Genomic DNA, 16,636 nt, shown 5'->3' on the forward strand with positions numbered 1-16,636 from the left:
ATTGTATATTGCATTGCAATACAATCTTAACTTAACCTGCATTCATGAAATTACAACTCACGATCCTGTTCAGCCTGCTGTGCCTTACGGTTTTCGGCCAAAAGAATAATGCCGACAAGCAGGAGTGGAAGCAGCTCTTCAACGGAAAAAACCTGGACGGCTGGGACATCAAAATCCGCGGTTACGAACTGAACGACAACTACAACAACACTTTCCGCGTGGAAGATGGTAAAATGGTGGTTCGTTACGACAAATACGACGATTTTGCCCAGAAATACGGCCATATCTTCTACAAAGGCGATTTTTCCTACTATCGCGTGGCGGTGGAATACCGCTTCGTAGGCGAGCAGGCGCCCAAAGGAGAAGGCTGGGCATGGCGTAACTCGGGCGTGATGGTGCACGGCCAACCTGCTGCTACAATGGGTAAAGACCAGGATTTTCCGGCATCCATCGAAGTACAATTATTAGGTGGCAACGACAAAACCCGCACGACCTGCAACCTCTGTACACCCGGAACCAATGTGGTGATCGACGGCAAGCTTGTGACGCAGCATTGCGTGAATTCCAAATCCAAAACTTACAATGGCGACCAATGGGTGCGTGCAGAAGTGCTTGTACTCGGCGATTCGCTGATCCAGCATTTCGCGAACGGTGAAATGGTGCTTGAATACAACAAGCCGCAACTCGGTGGCGGCAACCTGGGCGGTGCTACTGATCCGGAAGTAAAAATCGCGGGCAAGCTGCTCGATCACGGATCGATCTCCCTGCAAAGCGAAAGCCATCCTGTGGAATTCAGAAAAGTTGAGATTCTGGATCTGAAAGGCTGTATGGACCCGAAAGCGACGAATTATAAATCCTATTATATGAAGGCGGATAATAGCTTGTGCAGCTACGGGAAGAAGAAATAGCCTAAAACGGAGAATGTCACCCCGAGCGGGTTTGATAGATGTCAGTCTGAGCGAAGTCGAAGACAGTCCGTACTGCGACCATCGCGCACGGCCCTTCGACTCCGCTCAGGGTGACATTTATTTTATAATCTCACAATTTCCGCGCCGATCGCGTTCAGGCGCGTATCGATGTTCTGGTAACCGCGGTCGATTTGCTCGATGTTGTCGATAATACTCACGCCTTTGGCAGACATCGCTGCGATGAGCAATGCAACTCCGGCGCGGATGTCGGGTGAAGTCATGCGGATGCCGCGGAGCTGTGTCTCGCGGTTATGGCCGATCACCGTCGCGCGGTGCGGATCGCAAAGGATGATCTGCGCGCCCATTTCGATCAGCTTATCTACGAAGAACAGGCGGCTTTCGAACATTTTCTGGTGAATGAGCACGGTTCCCTGCGCCTGTGTGGCTGTGACGAGCACGATACTCAGAAGGTCAGGTGTGAAGCCCGGCCATGGTGCGTCGGCTACCGATAATGTAGAGCCGTCGAGGTAGTTTTCGATGCGGTAGCGTTCCTGTGCGGGAATGAAGATATCATCGCCGCGGAACTCCATTTGAATACCCAGTCTTTTGAAAACATCGGGAATAATACCCAGCTCGGCAATTTGGCAGTCCTTAATGGTAATTTCCGACTGCGTCATTGCCGCCAGACCGATGAAGCTACCGATTTCGATCATATCCGGCAGCATGGTATGCTCTGTTCCTTTCAGCTCGCTCACGCCTTCCACAATCAGCATATTGGAAGCTATGCCTGAAATTTTGGCACCCATGCGGTTCAGCATCTTACAAAGTTGCTGCAAATAAGGCTCGCAGGCTGCATTGTAAATGGTAGTAGTACCTTCGGCCATTACCGCAGCCATCAGCACGTTTGCGGTACCGGTTACAGAAGCCTCGTCCAAAAGCATGTAGGTACCTTTCAGGTTTGCGGCATCGACGCGGTAGAATCCGCCATCTTCTTCATCATAGCTGAACTCCGCTCCCAGTTTCTCGAAGCCCAAAAAGTGCGTATCCAGTCTTCTGCGGCCGATTTTGTCCCCACCCGGACGAGGAATGCGTCCTTTGCGGAAACGTGCGAGCATCGGGCCGAGCAGCATTACCGAGCCGCGCAATGCAGCCGCTTTCTGGCGGAACGAGTCCGATTCGAGGTAATCGAGGTTGATATCGTCGGCTTCGAAACGGATGGAGGTTTCGCTCAGACGCGTGCGGCGTACACCCAGATCGCCCAGGAGGTTGATCAGTTGGTTTACGTCGCGGATATTCGGGATGTTGTGGATGGTTACGGGCTCTTTGGTGAGCAGCACTGCGCAAATGATCTGCAATGCTTCGTTTTTAGCGCCTTGCGGCACGATTTCACCCTTGAGACGGCGATCCCCGGTAATTTTAAATGATGCCATAGAAAATTTTGGGCAGTTGAGACTGTATAAAATGAAACCTGGATTTTACATTCCAGGTTTTTTGCGGTTGTTGTTGTTCCGGTTGTTGTTACTGTTGTTGTTCCGGTTCTGGTTCTGGAACTTGTTGCTCCGGTTGCGGTTCTGATTGCCCTGGTTGTTGCCTCCCTGCCTGTCGGAGTTGTGGGATTGGGCTTTGAAGTTATTACCCCCGCCTACCTGGTTCACGCGGTTGCGTTCCTGGTTGTTGTTGCGGTCTTTCGGCGCGGCTTCTATCGGCCCTGATTTGCGGATGTAGTCGATTTCTTCTTTCAAACGACCCTTGCTCAGCTGTTCGAGCTGGTTGAGAAGCACGCTGTCTTCGGGGTTATCCTTGTTCCAGGCGTTGAAGAACGAGCGCATCAGGCGGAAAATGTAGGAAACGAATGCGAGACGGTCCTCCGGGTTTTCGGTTTGCGACGCTTTTTCCAGAAGCAGGTCAATATTGCGGCCGTAATGGCGGAATTGCAGGTTTTGCTGGTTGTATTCGACACGGAGCGGTTTTTTGCCCAATGCTTCCGCGGATGGCGGTGGGAAAGGGCTGTCGACGTCCAGCTCGAACCCGGAGATAATGTACAGGTCATCCCACAACTTGTTGGTATAGTCCTGGTTATCCCGCATGTTGGGATGTATCTGACGCATAAGCTCGACCAGGATGTGCGCGTAGAGGGTGCGCTTAGCCTTGTCCTCGATCGTGACGATGTGGTCGGCCAATTTTTGTACGTTACTACCGTATTCTTTCAATGGGATATCTTTTTTATAATGGACAAAAATAATAAGTTTTTGTGGAAACAAAATGAGGTACAGCGGTAAAACAGGCATTCCACGGCGCTGGCTCAGGGAGCATAAAGCAAATGCCCGCGCATACTTTCGAAAGGGAATGCCGGATGCCTGGAAGCTTCCGCGGCGCTGATCGTGTAATGGTAAAGCCCCGCCGGTATACCCGGGGAATGCATTGCCGGATGCCAGAAGTGTTCGTTGCGGCCGACAAAACAATGTAACACTTTCCGGAAGACGGTCGTTCCCAGCACGTTCCGGATCGTCAGTTCAAGGTCGTTGGGGAGCAGCCGTTTGTTTTGAATCGTGAACCTGAACCATTGCCCGGATGGGTTCGGAGAAACTGTCGCGGTAATAGGCCCGTCGTATTCAGCTACTTCGAAATCAATCTGGTACGGAGCCGCTGAATGGCCCGTTTTGTCGCGGCATTGCATGGTGAGCAGGTATTTGCCGGATGTTAATGCTGGTTGAAGAATGATTTCGTAAAACTTTCCTTCGACATTCCTGCCAATCGCGGTTTGTAAAGGTATTCTTAAATCAGTGCAACCGGTACAATGTTTTTTCAGCCAAATGGAGACCAGCGTTGTGTCATCGTTAATTACGGGAAGATTTTCGTCGAAAATCCGGATGGTCAAAACCGGGTTTTTTGAAATAATATCATCATTTACCAACAGTCGTCCGTCAACCAGAAGTTGCATTAACGGCGGCAAATCAACCGATGGGTTATCGGCAACGGTATCCGGCAGCATGGAAGGGAAAATGCGGATGGCCGGGTCACCGTGGAGCGTCATTTGCTGGATGGTAATGCTGTCCAGGATGCCCGGGTTGCGGTTTAAATTCCTTCGAATAGCTTCCCGCTGGATCATGCCGAACGGCTTGCTGGTAAATGGAGAGTCGGCAAGGACTTCGTAAAACAGTTCGGTGTAGCGCCTTAATGCGGTCGACGGGCCGTTGAATGTGTGTGCCAAAAAAAGCACCGCGCCGCTTTCGGGAGCGAAAATCCAGTCGCTGCTTAATGTCTGGGTCGAATAGAAAATGCTACCTGCTGCGCAGCCATTGACGATCATCGCCGGGTAATGCGGATGGTTCCGGTAATTGCGGGCAGGATCGGTAGCACGGCCAATATCGATGTCGGTAACATCGATAGAGGAATGGCCAAATAACGTAACCAGTCCCACGCCTTCATTGATTTGTTTATCGATACGAACCGGTTCTACTGCATTGTCGGTCAGTTTCGAAATCGTGGTTACCTTCCCGGCGAGCGGTGTGTTGTCAAGTTTCTTTTCAAAAAATTGCATATAATCTCTAAAGACATTCAACTCATCTTTAGACCTCCCGCCGCTTAAATGTAAAATCCGTTTTCGCCACGCTGCCGTCGCAGGTTCCGCTTCCATAGCCTTTACTTTCAGCAGGTAATCGAGCATTTGCCGCGCATTCAAGGCATTAATGCGACCGATAGGAACGAGCGGGTTGAAATTGCCTTTTTGAGTAGCCAATGCAATGTCGGAACCCGGCCAGCCTGCATTAGGTACCATGTCCGTTTGCCATGAATCCTTCATTTTTCGCGCTTTCTGCGGATCAATGGATCTCCCGGCCAGCAACACGAACTTCAATTTCCCCTGATCATGCAGCCAGCGGATAGCATTCCGGATGCCATGCGGACCGGGCTGGCCAGCATTGAACTGGTCATAAAGTTCATAACTGTGAACAATCGAAGTATGGTACCCGCCACCCGCATCCGAAGCCCGGTACTGCGCATAGTCAGCTACGGCGTCATGCCCATTCACAGGCGTGCGCATGAGCGGATGTGTGATGATGAGATATTCCGTTTCAGGATGGATGGAAGAAAACCTTACAATGCGTGAAGGCGGGGTAGGCAAATGTCCCGGCGCGACGCGCGGGCCTGCCTGCGGGTAGCGCATACGTGCGTACGAGAGCGACACGTGCCCGCCTGTGCCGACGGGCAGGAGTGTTAAAACCAGCTGCCCGGCTTCGTCGAAATCTGCGATAGGTATTTTGAACCGGATAGCCTTTGTTTCCCGACCCACAACATTCAAATCAAATAATCGCCTCTTCAAATTTTGAGCGCCACCCAGCCACAATGCAAATGAATGCACACCCGGCGACCAGCCCGCGAGGAGTATTTCACAGTCAATATCGGATGGCGTTTCTTGGAAGAGCCGATTGGTTTTAAATACAATTTCAAAAGACTTATGCTCCGCTATTTCCGGGCCCGTCCAACCTTCACCTTCGTCATAGGCTGTCAGTAGCGAGCCGGTTTCATAGTTGCTTTCAGGTGGGAAGAATCGGCCGGGGAGGTAATGCGAGGTGAAGAGCTGCATTGTTTCTTCCCAATGCAATGCAGCGCTGTGGGTAACGGTGCCCGGAGCGGGGAAGGTGGTCCTTAGTCCGCCTTGATCGGTTTGCCAGGTGAGAAAGTAGGCGGTGGTGTCGGAGTAGAGATTATAGTAGGTATGAGGCATGGCGTCGGGCTTTGTGTAAAGCGCGGTATCTGCATAACCGTCATTCTTTTTACCTGCAAATAAAAGGTATCCTTCGCTTGCTAACCGGCCCGAGGAATCACCCACGACCTCAATCGGTACCTCGGTGCCATGCGCAAACAGCTGAATGCCCGCCGTTCGTATCGAATCAGCGGGAATGCCGGCCCGTGCGAGTTCGGTGGCGGTGATTTTGTAAATGCCGGTTTCGACTACGGGAATGCGGAGGTAAGTCTGCCGGTAGTCGATCCATTCGTTGCCGTAGCGTTGTTGCGCAATGCATCCGGAATAGCAGAGCACACCGCAAAAGAGCAGTAAGGTGTGTGTAAATGTCCTTGTCATTACATTCGGTTTAATGCACAAAGACAGCTTGCAAAGCTCGCCTGACTTACTCCGGCCGCTTTCGGATGTACAGGTTCATGGAAAACGAATAGGCATGATCGTCATCGGCGCCATGAAATTCTGAACTGGCCAATTCCCAGTCGGCCATATCGAATGCGGGGAAGTAAGCGTCGCCTGCTACTTGTGCGTGTACAATGGTCAGATACATTCTGTCGGCGAGCGAGAGCATTTGCTGAAAAATACTGGCGCCGCCTAAGATGAATACGTCGGTTTCATCGGAAAGTAACGCGATGGCCCCGGAAATATCTTTGGCATATTCCACATTGGGCCCGGCATGCGCAGGCGGCCGTGAGGTAATGATCACATTCCGGTATTCCGAGTGCAGCGCGTCGGGCGCCTCGAAGCTCTTTCGGCCCATAATAAATGCCTTGCCCTCAGTGACCCGGCGAAAATGGGCCCATTCGTCGGGTAGGTGCCAGGGTAGGTTGTTGTTTAGGCCGATTACATGGTTTTCGCTCATCGCAGCGATGATGTATAGTTGCAGTTTCATGTTGATTGTTGATAGTTCAATGCCCTCCTGTCAATAATTATTCTCTCAATTCTCTCTAATAATTATTCTCTCAATTTTCTCTAATAATCATTCTCTCAATTTTCTCTTTCTCTCTCAATTCAATCCCTTTCTCCGTCGGTTAAAACCGACGGCAAAAGATAGTCTATTACCGTCGGTTTTAACCGACGGAGTGAAACTACTAGTAACCGAGGGAGTTCAACTACTAGTAGCCGAAGGAGTGAAACTACTAGTAACCGGCGGAGGGTAGCCCGGGAGTATTAACTCGGTTGCGGCTTTTAGTACTAAATTAATTTTTTGCCGATCGGCACTTTAAAACTACCATTCATCCTAACAACATCATCTTTTTAACATGGTACCTTGCATCGCAAAGTACCTGTGTATACCTTTGTATTGTTAGAAGCCTAAATTCTATCTATTAGCCATGAACATATTCATTTAAAATTAACTCATGAAACCACATGAATATTGAAAATGCCCAAGTGCAGATGCGGAAGGGAATTTTGGAATTCTGCATCCTGCACATCATATCCCGGGGCGAAGTGTATGCTTCGGATATGTTGGATGAACTGACGTCCGCTCACATCATGGTGGTGGAAGGTACATTATACCCTCTTCTTACCAGGTTAAAGAACTCGGGCTGGCTGGATTATAAATGGGTGGAGTCGTCTTCGGGCCCTCCAAGGAAATATTATGTTTTGACGGATGAGGGGAAGGTCTTCCTGGACGCAATGCAAGCTACGTGGTTTGAGCTCGCCGACTCGGTGCAAACCGTGATTAAACGTACCGAGGAATTGAGCAAAACGGCTTCAAGCAATCTTCCTGACCCTAACTGATCACTCAAAGACATTCGATTATTTCAATCATGAAAAAGACAATCAGCATAAATATAGGCGGCATTATCTTCCACATCGAGGAGGATGGCTACGAGAAACTGAAAGGGTATCTCGCCTCTATCCAGAAGTATTTTTCTTCGTTCGCGGATAGCAAAGAGATCCTTTCGGACATTGAGGGCAGGATTGCGGAGCGGTTTCTGAATAAACAAAAAGTAGAGAACAAACAGGTGATCTCGCTCTCGGACGTCGACGAGCTGATCGCCGCCATGGGTACCGTGGCCGATTTCGAGGCCATCGAGCAGGGCGAAGAGTTCCTGGCCGATCCGTTGGAGACGGCTTCCGCATCATCTTCCGCACCAAAGCAGGAGACCTATACGTCCCACACCGCGCCGAATGCGCCTAAAACGGACCCCGTAAATCCCGGCGTACCCCGGAAATTGTACAGGGATTTGCGCAGGAAGCTTCTGGGTGGTGTGGCGGCTGGTTTGGCACATTACTTTACGATCGACGCGATATGGGTGAGACTTGCATTCCTTTTTGCAGTAGTTGGCTTGCCGGCTGGTTCGGGTATGCTGGATATGAATGCAGAGGAAATATTCGGGCCGATTTCTGGGTTTAGCGTACTGGTTTACATTGCCATGTGGGTTGCATTCCCCGGCTCGGTAACGCTCGAAGAGGATGCGCATATCAAGAAATTCTACCGCGATCCGGACCGCAAGGTGGTAGGTGGTGTGGCAGCCGGTGTGGCTTCCTATTTCGGGGTCGACCTGGGTGTGGTGCGTTTCCTGTGGGTGCTGTCTATTCTGCTCTTCGGTACGGGTTTCCTGATCTACATTGTATTATGGGTCATTGCGCCTAATGCAAATACGCTCACCGAAAAAATGGAAATGCAGGGGGAGCCTATTACCCTCTCCAATATTGAGTCGAACATTAAGCAGAGTCTCAATTTGGAAGAAAGAGGGGGAGAAGAGCATGTTGTAACGAAGATATTGTTGCTGCCTTTTCGCGCTATCGGATTAGTGGTGGCGGCGGTGGGGAAGTTGCTTAGAGGGCTGGGGCCTATTCTGAGGGTGTTGATCGGCGCATTTCTGATCGGTATGTCGGCACTCGGCTTGCTGGGTATTGTGATCGCGGCGGGTGTAGCCCTGGGACTTACCAGCGCCGGCGCATTCGACAACCTGCCGATCCCGATGCTGATTTACCAGGAATTACCCGAAATACTGATCCTTTCCGGAATCCTGGTGGCGGCTATTCCTTTGGTAACCTTCCTTTTGCTGGGCCTTACATTGATTTCCAATAAAAGGATTGTCGGCGGAAGCGTCTGGCTGACATTGCTGGGGCTCTGGATCGTGGGCGTCATCGGCGCTACGGTGGGTGGGGTAAATTACCAGCGGAATTTTGCCAAAAGAGGTGAAGTGAGCGAAACCAGCTACTATGCAGTGCCGCGCGGGACGCTTACTTTGGATTACAATTATTTATATGATGAAGAGAATATCGATGTAGATGTACGACTGGCCGGGTTTAATGCTGGCGATAGTATCAAACTTGAAAAGACATTGCACGCAAGGGGACGCTCCCGCGAGGATGCGGAGAAAAATGCACGGGAGATCAAATACACCCCGGAGTTCCGCGACTCGGTGTTCGTGCTGACGGAAGGGCCTACGCTTTCGACCCGCTCACGGTTCCGCGATCAGCAGATCGACCTCACGCTGAGCGTACCTTATAACAAGCCTTTTGCAATGAAACGCGATTTCTACCATCAGTTGAATGACTGGGACAGAAATCAGCAGAATATCAAGAAATACGACCTGCGCGATGCCGACGATATTACCTGGAATAACCTGGTGTGGGTAATGCGCCGTGACTCGGGCCTGGTTTGTACCAATATTCCCCTGAAATACATCCGCAGCGCAAACAGCGAAGGCGATCAGGACGGTTATTCTTTCGAGTACAACGACAACAGCGACCTGGAACTGGGCGAGCGCGGAAGTTACAGCAAGCAATTCCCGGTTTCGGACTTCAAAAAAGTGGATATCGGCGGCGCGTATTCGATCATCATCCGCCAGGGAACGGAATACAGCGTAACGGCCGATTCGGATAACCAGGAGCAGATCGACGATATCAATGTAGTGGTGGAAGACGGTGTATTGCGTGTAAAGCGTACCCGCGATTTCAACCTCTTCGATCACCAGGACTGGCAGCGTGTGGGCGTTGTGGTTACCATGCCGACCATTGAAAACCTGTCGCTGTCCGGCGCCAACAAAACATTGGTGACTGAATTCAAGGATCTGCCAAAGTTGAATGTAGATATTTCGGGCGCTTCCAAAACCGAGCTGAATGTGTTTGTGGATCAATTGTCGGTGAATGTCTCCGGCGCTTCCAAGGCTACCCTGCGAGGTTCGGCCCGATCGGCCAAGCTGGATGCACACGGAGCCTGCAAGCTGACGGCCACTGAAATGAACATTCAGAATGCGGAAGTAGCTGCTTCCGGTGCCTCGAAGGTGGAACTGAGCCATGTTCCTAACCTGAACAAGCATGCCAGCGGGGCGAGCAAAATCAATGTCCAGTAAAATTTTGAATGCCGGTGCAACATCGCCGGCATTCTTTTCATCTTTTCGGAAAATCTAACTTGTCAAACCATGAAAAGAACCCAACTATTCCTTTTTGCAGCCCTTTTGATCACCGCATTGTCGTGCCAGGTATCCGCACAGGAAACCCGCAAATTCTCCGCGTCGGGCTTTACCAAACTTGCGATGGGCAGCGCATTCAAAATAGATGTGAAGCAGGGAAGTAGTTTCAGCATAACGGCAACCGGCCGCTCCGAAGATGTCGACGACCTGGAATCGGCTGTGAAAGGCGGCACGTTTCATTTGGGTTATAAAAACAACGGCTGGAACAAAAACCGCAAGATGGTCGAAGTGAGCATAACAATGCCTGCGCTCGACGGTGTGGATTTCTCGGGCGCTTCCAAAGCCAATGTAGCCAGTTTCAGCGGCGTCAAGAGCATGGATATTGAAGTTTCGGGTGCATCGCAGGTAACCATGAGCCTGAAATCGCCGAAGGTATCCGTTGATCTTTCCGGTGCATCGTCACTCACGCTCAATGGCGAAGGCGACGTGCTTACCGGCGAAGTTTCGGGCGCATCATCGCTCAAAGGCCGCGATTTCTCTGCCAAAACCGTCAATATCGACGCGTCTGGCGCCAGCAGCGCAGCCGTACTCGCGAGCAACACCGTGAATGCCGAAGCCAGCGGGGCCAGCAGTATCCGTTACTCGGGCGGCGCGAAGGATATCCATTCCAGCACCTCCGGCGCCAGCTCGGTCAAAAGAGATTAAAGAGAACTATTAATATACACCATGAACTACAAACAAGGCCTGCATTGCGGGCCTTGTTTGTTTATGGGCATTTGTAGCGGAATGTGGTGCTGGAAATTGGGTTTGAAGGGGCGCTTACAGGCGTGAGCACCACCGATTCAGGTAATCCGTAAGCATTATATTGATAGTTGGCCCTGTTCTCGAAAGTGATGTTACTCTGGCTGTTCTTAGTTCTTTGGAAGAGAAGGTTATTGGCACCCTGGGTGGATTGCACAGTTACGATCGGGTCAGGAATGCCTTTAAAGTATCTTGGAATATGGTATTCCGGGTTTTCGTGATTGTCGTATTCGTATTCCTCGTGGGTGGTTAGGGTTCCTCTGTCCCAGTGTTGAATGCTGATCAGATTTTCATTAGCATCATATTTTCTCTCACTTCGGGAAGGGCCTAATGTAACTGTGGCGGCAAGTCCCTGGGCATTATAAGTGGTCAGAGAGCCTTCGTTTCCGCGATCATCAGTTTGCTGGATGCTGGTTATTTTTCCGCCGCTGAAACTGGTGAGCGTGTTGCCCGAAACGGCGGTAAGCAATGCAGAAACAACGTTATCGCCACTATACTCATATTTTTTGCTGCGTTCGGTATTCAGCACGATGGGATTGTCATTATCGCCTTTGGTGGTGTTTACATTCTTGAAAGACACGGTTGCTACACGTCCGTTAGTGTAAGAAAACACAGCGGTTTCGATGTTGTCCAATCTGAAATTTTTGTACAACTTGTCAAAATAGTAATAAGTCTCTTTTTCCGAGCCTTCAAACAGTATTGACCTACGGGTGACCATCGTGGTGAGAAAGCCCTCGTTATCGTAAGTAAAGCTATACACTGTTGCATCGGTGGTTTTTGAAACGAACTCCGTGCCTTCGGAAGCTTCGTCGACGAGCGTTTTGCCGGCAGTTTTTAACCGCTTCTCCGCATCCTGATCGTACTCGATGGTATTGGTGACTTTCCGATGATGCGCGGCCTGATATTCAAAAATCGAAGTTTTGCCGGTGAACAGGCACGTTGTTTTCGTTTCAGGCTCCGAATTTTTGCAGGAAAGAAGAAATGCGAATAAAGATAAATAGATAATGAACCTAGGAGAAACGCGCATGGATTGGAACCGGTTTGTGATTTAAAGGGCGATTATAGCAGTAGCGTATGACAAAGTTGCAAGTAACCCAGATTAACTTTAACAATTTGGGATAAATCAGTTTCTTTTACAACTTGCATCACTCAACACGCATTACTGACATCACACATGAGCAGAAAATATTTACTTACGGTTGCATTCGTCCTGACGCTCTTTCACCAGATGGCGGTGGGGCAGGGCCGCTCCAAGTTCGGCGGTCGCTATACCGATCCGTTTGGTGTGCTGAGCGTGCAGGCGGGAGTGGGCGTGGCTTATTATATGGGCGATTTGAGTGACGGCGTAAATATGAAGCACCTGGGTCTCGGCCCTTCGATCTCGGTCGGTGCATTGTACCGCCTTACCGAGCACGTGAGCGCTCGCGGCGAGCTGCGTTTTTACCAGGTTTCCGGGGATCAGCAGTATTCCAAAAATTTCCAGAATAACCTTTCATTCAAGACATTCAATCCGGACATTAACCTCGGATTGCAGGCCGATTTGTTTGCCTATAACCGCCAGGCACCCATTAATCCTTATCTTTTTGGAGGTGTGGGCGCTACGTACCTCAGCCCGAAAGCGAAACTTGGCGGCACCTGGTACAGCCTGCCGGAGCTTACCACGGAGGGCGTAAAGTACAAGCGAATGCCGCTGGTATTCACCGCCGGGATCGGCGTTTCCATTAAAACTACCCAAAGGCTGAGCCTCGGTCTGGAACTCTGCAATAACTTCGTCAACTCCGATTACCTCGACGACGTGAGCACTGTTTATCCCAATCCAGACCAGTTGCCGAGCGACATTGCCCGCGCACTTTCCGACCGCGCACCCGAAATAGGAGAGCCGCAACGCCAGCCGGGCTGGAACCGCGGAAGCGCCAAAAGTAAGGACAGCTACCTGTTTTTGCAGGTGCGGGGCACTTACCTGATCGGCAACCGCGCCCAGAACCAGGAGCGCAAAAAGACCCGCTGCCCCAAGTTTTAAATCATCACATTTCCAACATGCTGAAATCGAAAAAGCCCCATCAATCCGAAGTAACCATGACCGAAATGGTGCTTCCCAACGATACCAACACACTCAATAACCTGATGGGAGGACGGTTGCTGCACTGGATGGATATTTGCGCGGCCATTTCGGCGCAGAAGCATTCCAATCGCATTGTGGTGACGGCTTCGGTGGACAATGTGTCGTTTACAGAGCCTATCCGCCTGGGTAATATCGTGACGATGAAGGCCAAGGTGACCCGCGCGTTCAACTCCTCGATGGAGGTTTTTCTCGAAGTGTGGGCGGAGGATATTCCGGCGGGCCAGCGCGTAAGTACCAACCGCGCATTCTACACATTTGTGGCCGTAGACCAGAACGGCCGGCCCATTGAAGTACCGCCGCTGGAACCGGAGACCGACGAGGAAAACGAGTTGTACCTGAGCGCCCTCCGCCGCCGACAGCTGCGCCTCGTACTGGCCGGACGGCTGAATGCAGCCGAAGCTACCGAACTGAAAGCGCTTTTTAAGGTGGAATAAGGCGGTAAGCATGGCATAATTTGGTAATTTTGCGGCATTAACTCTTGTCACTTATGCCCAAGCAAATCATATTTTCGGATAAAGCACCGGCCCCCATTGGTCCTTACAGCCAGGCTGTTAAAGTAAATGGTACTGTTTATGTTTCAGGCCAAATCGCTGCCGAGCTTGCGAAGTCCGGGGATATCAAGGCTGAAACCGGGATGGTGATGCAGAACATCGGGCATATATTGGGCGCGGCCGGTCTTGGTTTTCAGAATGTGGTGAAAGCCAGCATTTTCCTCCGCGATATGAACGACTTCACCGCTGTGAACGAAATCTACGGCGGCTTTTTCACCAAAGATCCTCCCGCCCGCGAGACCGTGCAGGTAGCACGCCTGCCGAAAGACGTGAATGTCGAAATTTCCGTCATCGCGGTTGAGTAACAGCCTTATATCAGTAGAAAATAATCTTTTAAATAATGAATAATAGACCTGTCAGGGTACGTTTTGCGCCTAGTCCTACCGGTCCGCTACATGCGGGCGGTGTGCGTACGGCCCTGTATAATTACCTGTTTGCGCGCCAGCAAGGCGGCCAGATGTTGCTTCGCATCGAAGATACCGATCAGAACCGCTACGTTCCGGGCGCCGAAGCATACATTCTGGAAGCATTGGAATGGCTGGGTATCGGCATTGATGAAGGCCCGCAGCAAGGCGGCCCGCACGCGCCTTACCGGCAATCGGAAAGAAAAGAAATGTACCGCGAATATGCGGAAAGGCTCGTTCAGGAGGGAAAAGCGTACTACGCATTCGATACCACCGAACAGCTGGATGATATGCGTAAGCGCCTGGAAGCTGCGAAAGTGGCTGCGGTGCAATACAATGCAATTACCCGTACGGAAATGACGAACTCGCTGACGCTTTCAGCCGAAGAAACCAGGGCGCGTCTCGAAAGCGGCGACCCCTACGTGATCCGGATGAAGATCAGCCCGAAAGAGGAGGTCCGTTTCAACGACCTGATCCGCGGCTGGGTGGTAGTACACTCGTCGCAGATCGACGATAAGGTACTTCTGAAATCGGATGGCATGCCTACTTACCATTTGGCCAACATCGTGGACGATCATTTGATGGGCATTACCCATGTGATCCGCGGGGAAGAATGGCTGCCTTCGGCGCCTTTGCACGTGCTGCTATACCGCTACTTCGGCTGGGAAAGCACCATGCCGCAGTTCGCGCATTTGCCGCTGCTCCTGAAACCGGACGGCAACGGCAAGCTCTCGAAACGCGACGCTGACCTGGGTGGTTTCCCGATCTTCCCATTGGAATGGACCGATCCTAACACCGGCGACAAAGCACGTGGTTTCCGCGAAGAAGGCTATCTGCCCGGCGCGACTGCTAACTTCCTCGCATTGCTGGGCTGGAATGCAGGTACCGAGCAGGAAATTTTCAGTATGGACGAGCTCATTGCCTCATTCAGCTTCGAACGCGTACATAAAGCGGGCGCGCGATTCGATATTCAGAAGGCCAACTGGTTCAACCAGCAATACCTGAAACAACTGGACGATGCGGCCATTATCGAAGAATTGAAACCATTATACAGCGCCAAAAGCATTAATGTAAACGACGATCAGCTCGTGCAGATCGTACATTTGCTCAAAGACCGCGTGCACTTTATCAAGGAGATCGTTTCGGAATCGCTCTTTTTGTTTGCGGCGCCTGAGGAGTACGACCAGGATGTGGTGATCAAGAAATGGAACGAAGAGGCTGTGAATGCAATCGGTGCTTTTAAGGATGCATTGGCTGGGTTTGAAGGAAACTTTGTGGCACACGATATCAAGGAAGTACTTTCCGCGGCGATGGAAGCGGCCGGTATTAAAATGGGTAAAATCATGCAGGCATTGCGCCTGGCGGTGACCGGCGCGGGCGCTGGCCCGGATTTGATGATCATCATGGAGATTCTCGGAAAAGAAGAAGTCGTGAAAAGGCTCGAAACAGCGCTCAGCCGTTTATCAGCACAAATCAGGCTGGCGTAAACCCAAGGCGACCGCAGGATCATTTTGCATTGGTACGGCGGGGATCATTATATATTTTCGTAACAAGTGAATAACGGACCGCGCGGCGGCTCATTGGCATCAAACACATGGCTAAGAAAAAACAATCGGAAACGTCCAAGCCTGCACCGGAAAAACCGCGCGTGCACAAAGACCTGGAAGGTTTTGATATCCAGATCAATTCGTTCGGTGAGATCACCACGAGCTTCGATATGGACCGTATCAATGAATTTTTGAATAAAAATGTGGATGACAAAAAGCTCCGCGACCGCGAGGATATCCCTGGTCGGAAAACCCGGAAATCGAAGAAAAAGAGTTCCGAGGAAGAGGAAGAGGAGGAAGAATAGCAGGCTGCATTCGTTTTGACCAACCTATAAAACCTTTTACGAAAAAATGATCTCACACGAAATCGATTACAAAATCATCGGCGACGACATCCAGGTCGTTGAAATCGAACTCGACCCGAACGAAACCGTGATAGCGGAAGCGGGTGCTATGCTTTTTATGGAGGACGGCATTCAGTTCGAAACCAAAATGGGCGACGGCTCAGAAGCCAACCAAAGTATAATGGGCAAGATTTTCCAGGCGGGAACCCGCTTGCTCACCGGCGAATCGCTGTTTATGACGCATTTCACCAACCGTGGTGTAGGCAAGAAGAAAGTAGCATTCTCGGCGCCTTACCCCGGCACGGTAATGCCGATCGACCTGTCGAAAATCTATGGTAACGAGCTGATCGTTCAGAAAGACGGTTTCTTGTGCGCGGCCATGGGTACGAGCATGAAAATCCATTTCAACCAGCGCTTCGGATCGGGCTTGTTCGGTGGTGAAGGTTTTATTCTTCAAAAACTGAAAGGCGACGGGATGGCGTTCGTGCATGCCGGGGGCGTGGTCATGGAGAAGCAACTGAACAATGAAACGCTGCGCGTAGATACGGGTTGCGTGGTCGCATTCGAGCAGTCGCTGAGCTTTGATATCCAGCGTTCCGGTGGTTTGAAATCGATGGTTTTCGGTGGGGAAGGGATGTTCCTGGCTACATTGCGTGGCACAGGCCGTTGCTGGATCCAGTCGATGCCGATTTCCAAACTCATCCAGCGACTTTCGGTGGCAGGGCCTAATGCAAGAAAAGAAAGCGGCTCGGTAATCGGAGGTTTGGGAAGCCTTTTCGAAGATTAATCGGTATAAATACTAATATGAGAGAGGCAAGCTTTAACCGGCTCGCCTCTTTTTT

General features: G+C 50.9%; 15 protein-coding genes. 10 read left to right on the plus strand and 5 right to left on the minus strand.

Going from position 1 to position 16,636, the window contains the following annotated elements; all coding sequences use genetic code 11:
* Positions 1-44 precede the first annotated feature (44 nt).
* A complete protein-coding gene (locus BLQ88_RS15600; RefSeq protein ID WP_090151740.1) occupies positions 45-908 on the plus strand; it encodes a 3-keto-disaccharide hydrolase in 864 nt (287 codons plus the stop codon).
* Positions 909-1,030: 122 nt separating this feature from the next.
* On the opposite strand, the gene murA is transcribed toward BLQ88_RS15600, so the two are convergent.
* The 4 genes from murA to BLQ88_RS15620 are packed head-to-tail and all read right to left on the minus strand — an operon-like array spanning position 1,031 to position 6,541.
* Entirely contained in the window at positions 1,031-2,338 is a 1,308-nt protein-coding gene (gene murA / locus BLQ88_RS15605) for a UDP-N-acetylglucosamine 1-carboxyvinyltransferase (protein ID WP_090151745.1), read from the minus strand.
* Between the two features lie 45 nt (positions 2,339-2,383).
* Positions 2,384-3,196 carry a DUF4290 domain-containing protein gene (locus BLQ88_RS15610; protein ID WP_090151747.1) on the minus strand — a complete coding sequence of 271 codons (813 nt, stop codon included), beginning with the start codon at positions 3,194-3,196 and terminating at the stop codon, positions 2,384-2,386.
* A gap of 14 nt (positions 3,197-3,210) precedes the next feature.
* Positions 3,211-5,991 carry a putative type IX secretion system sortase PorU2 gene (gene porU2, locus BLQ88_RS15615; RefSeq protein WP_090151749.1) on the minus strand — a complete coding sequence of 927 codons (2,781 nt, stop codon included), beginning with the start codon at positions 5,989-5,991 and terminating at the stop codon, positions 3,211-3,213.
* Between the two features lie 46 nt (positions 5,992-6,037).
* A complete protein-coding gene (locus tag BLQ88_RS15620; protein ID WP_229212713.1) occupies positions 6,038-6,541 on the minus strand; it encodes a dihydrofolate reductase in 504 nt (167 codons plus the stop codon).
* Positions 6,542-7,020: 479 nt separating this feature from the next.
* Here BLQ88_RS15620 and BLQ88_RS15625 point away from each other — a divergent pair, with 479 nt between their 5' ends.
* The 3 genes from BLQ88_RS15625 (at position 7,021) to BLQ88_RS15635 (ending at position 10,730) form a co-directional block, all read left to right on the plus strand.
* A complete protein-coding gene (locus BLQ88_RS15625; protein ID WP_090151757.1) occupies positions 7,021-7,395 on the plus strand; it encodes a PadR family transcriptional regulator in 375 nt (124 codons plus the stop codon).
* A gap of 29 nt (positions 7,396-7,424) precedes the next feature.
* Entirely contained in the window at positions 7,425-9,965 is a 2,541-nt protein-coding gene (locus tag BLQ88_RS15630; protein WP_090151761.1) for a PspC domain-containing protein, read from the plus strand.
* Positions 9,966-10,034: 69 nt separating this feature from the next.
* On the plus strand, positions 10,035-10,730 hold the full coding sequence (locus BLQ88_RS15635; protein WP_090151764.1) for a head GIN domain-containing protein: 696 nt from the start codon (positions 10,035-10,037) through the stop codon (positions 10,728-10,730).
* A 61-nt stretch (positions 10,731-10,791) separates the two neighbouring features.
* Here BLQ88_RS15635 and BLQ88_RS15640 read toward each other — a convergent pair whose 3' ends face one another.
* Positions 10,792-11,853, minus strand: coding sequence for a hypothetical protein (locus BLQ88_RS15640; RefSeq protein ID WP_090151768.1), 1,062 nt, complete (start codon positions 11,851-11,853; stop codon positions 10,792-10,794).
* A 147-nt stretch (positions 11,854-12,000) separates the two neighbouring features.
* Between BLQ88_RS15640 and BLQ88_RS15645 the strand changes: the two genes are divergently transcribed.
* The 6 genes from BLQ88_RS15645 to BLQ88_RS15670 all read left to right on the plus strand — a co-directional run bounded on the left by BLQ88_RS15645 (position 12,001) and on the right by BLQ88_RS15670 (position 16,581).
* On the plus strand, positions 12,001-12,846 hold the full coding sequence (locus tag BLQ88_RS15645) for an outer membrane beta-barrel protein (RefSeq protein WP_090151770.1): 846 nt from the start codon (positions 12,001-12,003) through the stop codon (positions 12,844-12,846).
* 17 nt (positions 12,847-12,863) lie between these two features.
* Complete coding sequence (locus BLQ88_RS15650) at positions 12,864-13,382, plus strand: acyl-CoA thioesterase (protein ID WP_090151773.1); 519 nt, start codon at positions 12,864-12,866, stop codon at positions 13,380-13,382.
* A gap of 53 nt (positions 13,383-13,435) precedes the next feature.
* Positions 13,436-13,804, plus strand: coding sequence for a Rid family detoxifying hydrolase (locus BLQ88_RS15655; RefSeq protein WP_090151776.1), 369 nt, complete (start codon positions 13,436-13,438; stop codon positions 13,802-13,804).
* Positions 13,805-13,839: 35 nt separating this feature from the next.
* On the plus strand, positions 13,840-15,390 hold the full coding sequence (gltX, locus tag BLQ88_RS15660) for a glutamate--tRNA ligase (RefSeq protein WP_090151778.1): 1,551 nt from the start codon (positions 13,840-13,842) through the stop codon (positions 15,388-15,390).
* 107 nt (positions 15,391-15,497) lie between these two features.
* Positions 15,498-15,755 carry a hypothetical protein gene (locus BLQ88_RS15665; protein ID WP_015813708.1) on the plus strand — a complete coding sequence of 86 codons (258 nt, stop codon included), beginning with the start codon at positions 15,498-15,500 and terminating at the stop codon, positions 15,753-15,755.
* Between the two features lie 46 nt (positions 15,756-15,801).
* Complete coding sequence (locus BLQ88_RS15670; protein WP_090151781.1) at positions 15,802-16,581, plus strand: TIGR00266 family protein; 780 nt, start codon at positions 15,802-15,804, stop codon at positions 16,579-16,581.
* Positions 16,582-16,636: the final 55 nt, after the last annotated feature.

Origin of the sequence: Dyadobacter soli, assembly GCF_900101885.1 — a bacterium.
Taxonomy (GTDB): domain Bacteria; phylum Bacteroidota; class Bacteroidia; order Cytophagales; family Spirosomataceae; genus Dyadobacter; species Dyadobacter soli.